A 10,998-nucleotide genomic window follows, 5' to 3' on the forward strand; every position below is an offset into this window, starting at 1 on the left:
ATTATCAAATCATTTCTTTCTAATCCTAATATCCCTATTCTTTGATCGTAAATATTTTTCATTCAGTCTCTATCGCGTGATAAAATACCAAAATTCTTTATAAAGATAGGAGTTTCTATTTTGTCATCTCAAGCATGTATTAAAGCAGGCGTAAGAGTCTTAAAAGAAGAGGCTCAGGCTATAATTGATTTAATTCCTTCCATCAATGAAAACTTTGTCAAAGCATGTGAGATTATCCTAAATACCAAGGGTAAAGTGATTTTAACTGGTGTTGGTAAGTCAGGACATATTGCTACTAAAATAGCTTCTACTTTTGCTAGCACCGGTACTCAATCTTTCTTTGTGCAGGCTGGAGAAGCTGCTCACGGTGATTTGGGTATGATAGGTAAGGATGACTGTGTCATTGCAATCTCAAATTCAGGTGAAGGCTCAGAGCTAAAAATACTGATTCCGATTTTAAAGCGCAGATGTATTCCTCTTATTGCTATTGTTGGTGATACAGAATCAAGTCTTGGCAAGGCTGCTAATGTTACTCTTTCTGCTCATGTAGAAAAGGAAGCCTGCCCATTGAATCTTGCTCCTACTTCTTCTTCGACAGCTGAGCTTGCTTTAGGTGATGCCCTTGCTGTTGCTCTGATTGAGTCTAGAGGCTTTACGGAGAGAGATTTTGCTATGAGTCATCCAGGAGGAGCTCTTGGTAGACGTCTTCTGGTTCACTGCCAGGATATTATGCACAAGGGAAATGAGATTCCTGTTGTTAAATCTACTGTATCTTTAAAGGATGCACTGTTTGAAATGACACAGAAAACACTTGGTTTCATATGTATTGTTAATGATAAACACGAACTTGTTGGTGTTTATACTGACGGTGATTTAAGACGTTCTCTTGAAAAGGGCGCAACTATAGAAGCAAATATTGCAGATCTGATGAGCAAAACTGTTCGAGGAATAGTAAGTTCTGATACGCTTGCTGCAGATGCTCTGGCAATGATGCATAAACTGAAGATTAACTCAATGATTGTAACTGATGAGAATAATCATCCTATTGGTGCATTTAATCTTCATGATTTAATGCGGGCCGGAATTATTTAGGAAATATAAAAATGAGTTCTGATAAGACTGTTAATTTTACTGGCGCAGTAACAGTAGTTGGCGATGTTATGCTGGATAGTTACTGGAAAGGTCCAAGTAGTAGAATTTCACCTGAAGCTCCTGTCCCTGTTGTTAGAGTTACAGATAAGGAAGAGAGAGCAGGCGGAGCAGCAAACGTTGCAATTAATATTGCTTCTCTTGGTGCTCCATGTAATCTGGTCGGTATTGTCGGTGAAGATAAGAATGCTGAGATTTTAGAGAAAATAGTAAGATCTCATTCAATCAAAACTGATTTTGTTCTGACAAAGGAGCACCCTACCATAACCAAGCTCAGAGTCCTTTCAAGAAACCAGCAATTGTTACGTTTAGATTTTGAAGACTCCTTTTCTAATCTTGATGAGGAGATGATTCTAAAGTCTTTTAAAGATTCTGTTAAGAACTCAAAGGTTGTTATCTTTTCCGACTATGGAAAAGGATCTCTTTCATCAGTGAGTAAGATGATAGAGATTGCTTCATCTCTTGGTATAGCAAGTTTGATCGATCCTAAAGGAACCGATTTTGAGAAATACAGAGGGGCTACTCTTCTGACTCCAAATATGTCTGAATTTGAAGCTGTTGTAGGTAAGGTTGCAAATGATGATGATTTGGAACAGAAAGCTCTTGCCTTAATAAGTAAACTTGATCTTAAGATGTTGCTGGTTACCAGATCTGAAGACGGTATGTCTCTGATCAGACCGGGAATGAAGGCAGTTCATCTTCCAACCTATGCTCGTGAAGTTTACGATGTAACCGGTGCCGGTGATACTGTAATCGGTACTTTGGGAACCTGTCTTGCAAGTGGAATGGATATTGTTACAGCTTGTGAGTATGCGAACAGTGCCGCAGGTATTGTTGTAGGTAAAATAGGTACTTCTACTGTTTCTCCAGCTGAACTTGAGAAAGCTTTAGGAAAAAAGACCGAGTCTCAGGGAGTTCTTTCAGAGGATGAGCTTTATAAGGTCGTAAGAGAGCTGCAATCTCGCGGTGAGAAGGTTGTAATGACCAATGGCTGTTTTGACATTATTCATCCTGGACATGTAACTTATTTGAAACAGGCTAAGGCACTTGGCAACAAACTTATTGTTGCAGTTAACTCTGATGATTCTGTTAAGCGTTTGAAAGGGGATTCAAGACCTATTAACACGTTGGAAGATAGAATCGCTGTTTTAAGTGGTCTTTCTTCTGTTGATTATGTTGTTTCCTTCGGAGAAGACACTCCTCAGAAACTTATTTCAAGAATTCTGCCAGACATTCTTGTAAAAGGTGGAGACTATAAGGTAGAAGAAATCGCAGGACACAAGGAAGTAATTGCAAATGGAGGAAAAGTTGTAATTATTCCTTTTGTTGAAGGGAAATCAACCACTAGCATTGTTAAGAAGATACAGAAGACCTAGTGTTAGTGTATGAGCTCATTTCTATGGGGCTTTGATAGCAAACTTAAAAAAAAAACTCTCACAACTGTGAGAGTTTTTTGTGAATTTCTTTTTTACTATTCTGCATTTTTTTCTGCAGGAATAACTACAGCACCATTATCATATCTTTTCTGATGATTAAAGCTTCCTCTTGATGAAGGAGGTTCTGCTTTCTTTACGGTAATTGTTGAAATCTTATCCTTATAAATCATTTGCTGGTGATGCTTTACATCAGTAATACTAATTGTAAAAGCATCAAAAGCACTAACTAGGCCTTCAAATTTTACACCAGTGATTAAAAAGATACTTACAGGAGTGCGGGAATCCATCAGCCATTTTAGAGCTGCGTTCTGTCCTTTTCCCTGAACAAAGGCGTTAACCATACCTTTCTGACGATCTTTGCCTTTGCTTCCCCCATTCTTATGAGGTTTTCCTCCGAGTTTTCCCATTGGTCTTTTGTGCTCGGATGATTTATCTGAAAACTGTCTGTTTGAGGTTTGAATATTATCTTTCTTAAAGTCTTCCACTTTATCCACGCTCTTTATATTAGTAATGCTTCCACTAATTTACCATGAATCAATACTTTTTGATACGAATTGATAGTAAATTTGTTTTGTTGCTGTGATTTTTGTGTGCATTGTCTTTCTATCTGAGGTCCAAATGCTCCATATAAATACAGTTGAAAAATTTTTAATAAAAATTTGTGAAAAAAGTCGCATTTTATTAAAAAAACAACTAAAATTACACCGTGAAATTTTAATGCACTTCACCTTCATTTTTTATGACTAAAGTTAAGAAAACAGTCCATAGCAAGAATTTTGTGTACATATGTGTAGCTATTGTCTCATGTATGTCGACTATTTTCGGCTTTAATCTGGGGGCTATCCTATCCAGTAAAGTTCGTTTGATCAATGTGTTCATGCTTGAAGTGTACAATGTTGACAGCATGATTAACACCTTCCTTTTAGGCGCGCTGGTGGGAACCTTTCTTGGTGGCAGATTGGTTTATGATACTGGTCGCCTGCAGTCTCTATTGGGGGCATTTACATTTGGAGTTATTGGACAGTCAATTTCTCTGATGTCTCCAACCTTCAGTACTCTGTTTATTTCTGAATTTGCTGTTGGTGCAGCTTTTGGTGTTTATCTTATTTCATCTGTAAGCTATATAACTGAAATTTCGCCCTCTTCACATAGAGGTGCCTGTTCATCTTTAGTTGCTGTCTTTTTCACTTTAGGTTTACTTCTATCCTCAATTTTAAGAGACGTTATTCCTAATTATGGTTTTTCCTGTGTTTCAGGAATAGTTCTTTTTTCTCTGCCTCTTTTAGTTTATGCCTATCTGCGTCTTCCTGATTCCCCAAGATGGCATGCTCTGACTGGCGCATCTGACAAGGCTTTGACAGAACTGATAAAGCTTAGAGTTTCCACATCCGAAGCTGCCAGAGAATTAGCTGCAATCAATGAGTGTATCTTAGGTGAAGAACGCGGTATGGCTCTGTTTTTTAGAAGTCCGGTTTTCAGATCTGTGGTGTGGTTCTTTATATTTATAAGTATTGCCTGTCAGTTCTCTGGTATGGCAATTCTTCCATATATGTCTCTGCAGCTGATTAAGTCCTTTCAATCTGCAATTACTTTAGGTGTGATTTCTCACACCCCTCAATCAGACATTAATTTCGTTTTTCTGAGCTTTATTCTTTTATCTGCCTTCATGGGGGCTGTTTTTACATTCTTCACGGTTGATAAGATCGGCAGAAAGAAATTGTTTTTATTTTCTGTTTTCTCAAATGAAATAATTATTGCTGTAATATACGTGCTTTTATATGGACATTTTAGAGAATTAGGCCAGTATGTAGTTGTTCTTCTGATGTGTCTGTTTGTGTTTGGGTCTACAGTTTCTTTAACACTGGTTTTAACCGTTCTTTCTTCTGAACTGTTAGCAGTTAAGGGTAGAGAATTCGGTTTAACTGTTATTTATTTGTTTAATTTTGCTGCGGTTATGATGGGAATGTATTTCTTCCACAGAGCTGAGCAAAGTCTTGGTCTACTGATGCTTCTGAGTTTCTTCCTGATAGCGGGAGCATTTCTTTTTTCATTGATTTATTCTGGAATGCCTGAAACAAAAGATAAGCTTCTTGAATCAATGGAAAATACAATTTTCAACGGTCGAAATCTGTTAGCGATAAAATCCGATTCGCGAGACTAATAGAATTACTTTTTTTTAACTCTGTCTTTATAGATAGAGGGGATTTTTATAATTATTTTATTTTGGTAAGAGGCAAGTGAGCCAAGGATTGTCAGATGTCAGATATACCGACAAATGGAAATTCATCAATAGTAACGTATATTGATAAATTTTTTAAATTAAAGCAGAAAAAAACAAGTATTAAGACTGAGTTTTTAGCCGGTCTGACCACTTTCTTCTCAATGGCTTACATTATATTTGTGGTACCTTCAATGTTGTCAGCTGCAGGTATGCCAAAGGATGCTGCTCTTGCTTCATGTCTTCTTACTACAGCACTGTGTACAATTTATATTGGTATTTATGCTAATTATCCTGTAGCTGTCGCTCCTGGAATGGGATTAACTGCTTTCTTTGCTTTCTATGTTTGTGGAAGCCAGCATCTTCCATGGCAGACTGCTTTGGGAGCTGTTTTTATATCAGGTATTATTTTCTTTATTTTATCTGTAACAAAGATTCGTCAGCTGATTATTGACGCGGTGCCTCCAAGCCTTAAAATTGCGATTGTTGTAGGTATTGGCTGTTTTATTTCCTTTATCGGTCTTCAGGGCTCAGGAATCATTGTTGCAGATCCTGCTACAAAGGTTACTCTTGGAGATTTGACCTCTATAAATGTAATTTTGACATTGCTTGGTATTTTATTTACTGCGGCATTGATTTCAATAAATGTTAAAGCAGCAATCCTGATTGGAATTGTTGTTGTAACAATCATAAGCATGATTATTGGCAATTCTGCAGTTCCATCTTCTATGGCGGATGTGTTCAGCTTTGAAATTCCAAATTTTGCAGGAACATTTATGCAGATGGATCTGATAGGAGCTCTACACTACGGTATCATTTCAATTATCTTTACTTTCACAATCGTTGAACTTTTTGACACAATAGGAACTCTGATTGCTGTTACCAAGATGGCAAATATGGTCGATGAAAACGGTAAGATTGAGAATATTGATAAGGCTCTGATTTCTGATTCAGTGGGAACCATTGCCTCTGCCGCCATTGGAACCTGTACGGTCGCTACCTATGTCGAGTCTGCAACTGGTATTAATGCAGGTGGAAGAACCGGCTTAACAGCCGTGTTTGTTGGTCTGTTATTCCTTTTAGGGTTCTTTATTACTCCTCTAGGAGATCTGATCCCTGCCTGTGCAACTGCTCCTGCACTGATTATTGTTGGAGGTTTAATGGTATCGAATATCAGTTCTATTGATTTTAAGGATTTCTCTGAGGGATTCCCAGCATTCTTAACAATCATTATGATGCCTTTAACCTACTCAATTGCTAACGGTTTTGCATTCGGTTTTTTAAGCTACTGCTTTATAAAGGTGTTCTCTGGTAAATTTAAAGAGATTTCTCCAACTATGTGGGGAATAACCATATTTTTAGCAGTAAGCTTCTTCCTAAGATAATTTTTAATAAGGTTAGGCTTGAGTTTTCAGGCTTAACCTGTTTTCTTAAATTTTTCTTTTCTCTTTTTATAATTCGATTTTTTTGCATAATTTTGCGTACAACGGTGTATTGTGCTAAAATTGTTCGTTGCGAATTTGGTAAAGAACGGCTAATAAAAGCTTGTCTTTCTCAGGTTCATTATCTTTATGTGTAAGCTTTTTTGAGTTTATTCTTTTTCATAACAAGTTCTGTTTTAGAAAGATTTCATAAAGATTAGTCCTGTAGTATTGGATTTTAAGGTTCAAAAGCAATCCTCGTGTTTTATTCTCTGAGGTCCTTTTTGCCATTTAATGCAGGTTTATTTTCGATTAGTTTGTCCGTTTGGTTCCTATATGCTGTTCGGCTGAACTTTTATTATGTTGAAAATTAACCGAATGTCTTCTTTTATACGGAAGTTAATGATGAAGTTATTTGCTTCATAACCTTCTGTTGTCGGAGTTGCTCTTTTCACTACTATGTTTTTTTTTCTGCTATTGCAGAAACGAATTTTCAATGGTGAATGAAAATCTAATTCTATGGATGAAATCTCCTTAAGTTTATTTAAGGATAGAGCGCCGTTTTATTCGGTTAAATAAATTAACAATCTGTATCTGCAAATTTTTATGTTTGTCCTACAGAATATAAGTAATAAAACTTAACGATGAATACATCTAATAACTCTATAAGAGAGATGACTCTCAGAGGTATTATTCTTGGTACCTTAATCACTTTGGTTTTCACTGCATCTAATGTTTATTTAGGTCTTAAAGTGGGAATGACCTTTGCATCCTCAATTCCTGCAGCTGTTATTTCAATGGCTGTCCTGAGAATGTTTAAGGATTCTTCTATTCTTGAAAATAATATCGTTCAGACACAGGCTTCTGCTGCAGGCTGTATTTCTTCTATTATTTTCGTAATGCCTGCAATGGTAATGATCGGATATTGGAATGATTTTCCCTTCTGGCAGACATTCCTGATTTGTGCTGCAGGTGGAACTCTTGGTGTTATCTTTACTGTCCCATTAAGATATGCCATGGTTGTTAAATCAAATCTGCCTTACCCTGAAGGTGTGGCTGCGGCTGTTATTTTAAAGACTGCTGACAAGAAATCTTCTGATGGAGAGTCTCAGGCACAGAGCGGTGTTAAACTTTTGGCCTTAGGTGCTGGTTTATCTTCAGTGTTTACTTTCTGCACCAGTGGCCTACGAATTCTTGTTGATGGCTTTACTATGACAGGAAAGCTTGGTGCTGCTGTATTCTCATTAGGCACAGGCTATTCTTTCGCTTTACTGGGAGCTGGTCTTCTGATTGGTATTGGTGGTGGTTTCTCTCTGCTTATTGGTACAGTTCTGTGCTGGGCTGTTGGAGTTCCTGTTTTAACCTCAATTCTTCCAAATCCAGATGCTCTTCCAATTGAGGATTTTTCTTCAGTAGTATGGGCTACTAAATTAAGATTTGCTGGCGCAGGATGTATTGCTATCTCTGCTCTATGGACTTTAATTGTTCTGATAAAGCCTATTATTAAAGGTCTGATTGACTCTATGGAACTTGCCAAGGAAGCAAAAGCTGGTGATATCGACTCAAGATTCACTGATTTAAGCTTCAAGCAAATGATCATCTATACAGTCGTTTCTATTCTGATTATATGTGGTGTGTTCTATAAGTTCACAAACAATATTGATATTCCTGCACTATGGGCTTGGTCGTTTGTTATCCTTGGAACTCTTCTTGCTGTACTTATAGGTTTCCTATTGGCTGCATCGTGTGGTTATATGGCTGGTCTAATTGGTTCGTCTTCAAGTCCTATTTCAGGTATTACCATTATTTCTGTAGTTGTCATTTCCCTAAGTTATCTCCTATTGTCAGGTGCTCAGGGTATTTTCAATATAGAAGGTGGAAGAGACTTTGTTACAGCCTTTACTCTGTTTACTGCAACTGTAGTTAATGCAACTGCATGTATTTCTAATGACAATCTTCAGGATCTAAAAACAGGTCAGCTTGTTGGTGCATCACCTAAACATCAGCAGGTTGCACTGATTATCGGTACAATTATTGGTGCTTTTGTTATTGCTCCTGTATTAGAGCTTCTATATAACAGCTATGGATTCCCTGGAGCTATGCCACGAGAACACATGGATCCAAATCTTGCTTTAAATGCGCCTCAGGCTACTCTGATGGCTTCTATTGCGAAGGGTATTTTTAATCATCACCTTGAATGGACATATATTATTGTTGGTCTGATTTTAGGTGCAGTTATCATTGCGCTGAATCTTTTTATTAAAAAGGTTACCAAAGGAAAGATGTTTGTTGCTCCATTAGCCGTTGGTCTAGGAATTTACCTGCCATCAAGTGTTAATGTCGTAATCATTATTGGTTCAATCGCATCTTATTTCATTGTTCGCAGACTTAAGCGTAAGTTTACTGATAAAGCTCAGCTTCAGGAGAAATTGTCTGTTTTAGATAGCCGCAATAACCTGATGGCTGCTGGTCTTATTGTCGGTGAAAGCCTGATGGGCGTTATTATGGCTCTTGTACTGACAGTATCTATCTCTGCAGGAGGTTCTGACGCTCCTCTTGCTATTGATTTAGGATTGAATTCTACAGTTATCGCAGTGTTATCATTTGTAATCTTCTTGGGTGGATTGGCTTATGTGTTACGCAAGATAGTTGCAGGAACATCTAAATAATCAAGTTTCCAATTGAAATATAAACTCCTCATTAGAGGAGTTTTTTCAATAGATTATTTCTACATTAATTCTACTATCTGATGTTTGAAATTTAATTTTTCTTCTCATCAATCTCTTTTCTTCCAAAAATATATTTCACATTTGCAGTTCTCAAAATGTCCATATACTGAAAATAAGTGGTCATACATTCGTGGATAATCCTAGAAATATAATAAGCCCCTAGGAATGCGAGAGTTGGAATTATCAGAAGATTTATTTAAAAGTGATGAAAAACAGGTTTGGTAATCTTAATTCTGGTATTTGGAGAAAACAGGAAGATAATAAAAAACAATGGAGAACAGTGTTCTCCATTGCGATTGAAATGAAAATTAAATTGGTTATTTTGCAATCAGACTACTGTTGATCTGGTTAATGTGTTCGACTTTCAGATCTCCCTGTGTGTACAACAGATTCAGCCTTGAAAGAATATAATCGTATCTTGCCTGAGCTGATTGCTGCATAGCATTATACAGATTCTGTGTTGCATCAAGAACATCTGTCATAGTTCTGGTTCCGACATCATAACCAGCCATAGTAGCATCTAAAGCTGATTTTGCAGAGGCAACAGAGTTCTTGTAGGCTTTTACCTTACTGATAGCTGCATTCACATCGTTAAAACTGTTATTAACATTTGATAGCAGAGATCTGTGGGCGTTTTCCAGAGCTTCTGACTGTGCAACATAATTTGCTGTTGCCTTATCAACTGCGGCAGATGTAGCACCGCCGTGGTAAATAGGGATATTCAGAGTAAGGCCAACGGATTTAGACCATGAATTATTGTCAACCCATCCTGCAGCAGGAACCTCATTGGTGTAGTCTGTATATCCTGTCTTTATATTTGCGTTAAAATCAAGAGTTGGCTCATGACCTGTTCTTGCCAGAGTGATGTTATCTTTAGCTATATCTCTTGAAACAACAGCCTGCTGAAGGGCGATGTTATTATCTTCAGCTCTCTTGATTAGCATCTTTAAGGTTTCATTTACCTTAGGCGTATCAAATTTGCTGATATCAAGTTCTGCAAGCTGATTTGCGGTAACTGTGTTTCCTGTCAGAATACGAATTTGTTCGTATGAGTTAATGAGACTGTTTTCTGCAGAAATAACCTGTGCAGTTGATAAATCATATGCAGCCTGAGCTTCGAGTTTATCTGTTTCAGCTATAAGACCAACGTTAAGTCTTTTCTCGGCTTCATCAAGCTGTCTTTTTAGAGCATGATTATTGGCCTGCTGGTATTTTAGCGTTTCAGCTGCATTTAACACATTGAAATACGCAGTGCTGACTCTTAGAACTAGGTTCTGCTGAGCGTCAGCGTAAGCTAGATCATTTAATGTTGCAGTTTTTTCTGCAATTGAACGGTTAACCCAGCTTGAGTGCCTCCAGATTGCCTGCGAAAGAGTTGCTCCTGCAGATGCGACCTTGTTGCTACCCCTAGCGCCATAGGCATCAACGTAGTTGGTTCTGGTTTTAGTTAATGAACCTACAACGTCAATCTGAGGTAAAAGAGCGGCTGTTGCCTGTGATATTCCAGCATGAGCAGCATCAGCATTTGCTTTAGCCTGATTTAGCTGGGTATCTTTTTGCAGAGCCTCTTTATATATGTCCATCAGATCCTGAGCATTGGCGCTGAAGATTGCTAATGAACATGCAACAGTTAAAGCTAGAGAAGAAATCTTTAATTTCATAAATTATTGCGAAATCCCTTCACGAAAAGAGTGCTGGTATATCGCCCCTCCTGTTAAATAACCGACTGAGCTGGTCTCTGAATATAAGTTAATCCAAAGATGATGATTTTAATAACGTTTTTAATATCGGACAGGGAGCATCAGAGAATCATCTGATAACTTTTTTTTCAATTTCGGGAGACGAAAAGAATACCCCTGTAGATTATTTTAGTTATAAAGCCATAGGATTATAGCAATACAAGTCACAATGCGTAATTTATAAATTGTGATATTGAGCAACAAATTAGTATTTGAATGTATTTTTGATGGTGGAGGTAAACGGGATCGAACCGATGACCCTCTGCTTGCAAAGCAGATGCTCTCCCAACTGAGCTATACCCCCAC

Annotated in this window: 7 protein-coding genes and 1 tRNA gene; 5 read left to right on the forward strand and 3 right to left on the reverse strand. The window is 37.5% G+C overall.

The annotated features are described in order from the left end of the window. The first annotated feature begins 120 nt into the window (after positions 1–120). Together QZU45_RS02075 and hldE are read left to right on the forward strand one after the other, a co-directional pair. Entirely contained in the window at positions 121–1,092 is a 972-nt protein-coding gene (locus tag QZU45_RS02075) for a KpsF/GutQ family sugar-phosphate isomerase (RefSeq protein WP_295350997.1), read from the forward strand. Positions 1,093–1,103: 11 nt separating this feature from the next. Beyond that, a complete protein-coding gene (gene hldE / locus QZU45_RS02080; RefSeq protein ID WP_295351000.1) occupies positions 1,104–2,525 on the forward strand; it encodes a bifunctional D-glycero-beta-D-manno-heptose-7-phosphate kinase/D-glycero-beta-D-manno-heptose 1-phosphate adenylyltransferase HldE in 1,422 nt (473 codons plus the stop codon). A 95-nt stretch (positions 2,526–2,620) separates the two neighbouring features. On the opposite strand, the gene QZU45_RS02085 is transcribed toward hldE, so the two are convergent. Beyond that, positions 2,621–3,070, reverse strand: coding sequence for an RNA chaperone Hfq (locus QZU45_RS02085; protein WP_295351003.1), 450 nt, complete (start codon positions 3,068–3,070; stop codon positions 2,621–2,623). Between the two features lie 254 nt (positions 3,071–3,324). Between QZU45_RS02085 and QZU45_RS02090 the strand changes: the two genes are divergently transcribed. The 3 genes from QZU45_RS02090 (at position 3,325) to QZU45_RS02100 (ending at position 8,893) form a co-directional block, all read left to right on the forward strand. Continuing rightward, positions 3,325–4,746, forward strand: a complete 1,422-nt coding sequence (locus QZU45_RS02090) for an MFS transporter (RefSeq protein ID WP_295351006.1) — start codon at positions 3,325–3,327, stop codon at positions 4,744–4,746. 95 nt (positions 4,747–4,841) lie between these two features. After that, on the forward strand, positions 4,842–6,188 hold the full coding sequence (locus QZU45_RS02095; RefSeq protein ID WP_295351009.1) for an NCS2 family permease: 1,347 nt from the start codon (positions 4,842–4,844) through the stop codon (positions 6,186–6,188). Between the two features lie 680 nt (positions 6,189–6,868). After that, a complete protein-coding gene (locus QZU45_RS02100) occupies positions 6,869–8,893 on the forward strand; it encodes an OPT family oligopeptide transporter (protein ID WP_295351012.1) in 2,025 nt (674 codons plus the stop codon). Between the two features lie 377 nt (positions 8,894–9,270). Here QZU45_RS02100 and QZU45_RS02105 read toward each other — a convergent pair whose 3' ends face one another. Continuing rightward, the gene (locus tag QZU45_RS02105; RefSeq protein WP_295351015.1) at positions 9,271–10,614 is read right to left on the reverse strand and encodes a TolC family outer membrane protein; all 1,344 of its coding nucleotides are present in this window, start codon (positions 10,612–10,614) and stop codon (positions 9,271–9,273) included. 306 nt (positions 10,615–10,920) lie between these two features. Beyond that, positions 10,921–10,996 (reverse strand) — tRNA-Ala (locus QZU45_RS02110). Between the last annotated feature and the right edge of the window lie 2 nt (positions 10,997–10,998).

Origin of the sequence: uncultured Succinivibrio sp. (genome assembly GCF_902756765.1) — a bacterium.
In the GTDB taxonomy this organism is placed as follows: Bacteria; Pseudomonadota; Gammaproteobacteria; order Enterobacterales; family Succinivibrionaceae; genus Succinivibrio.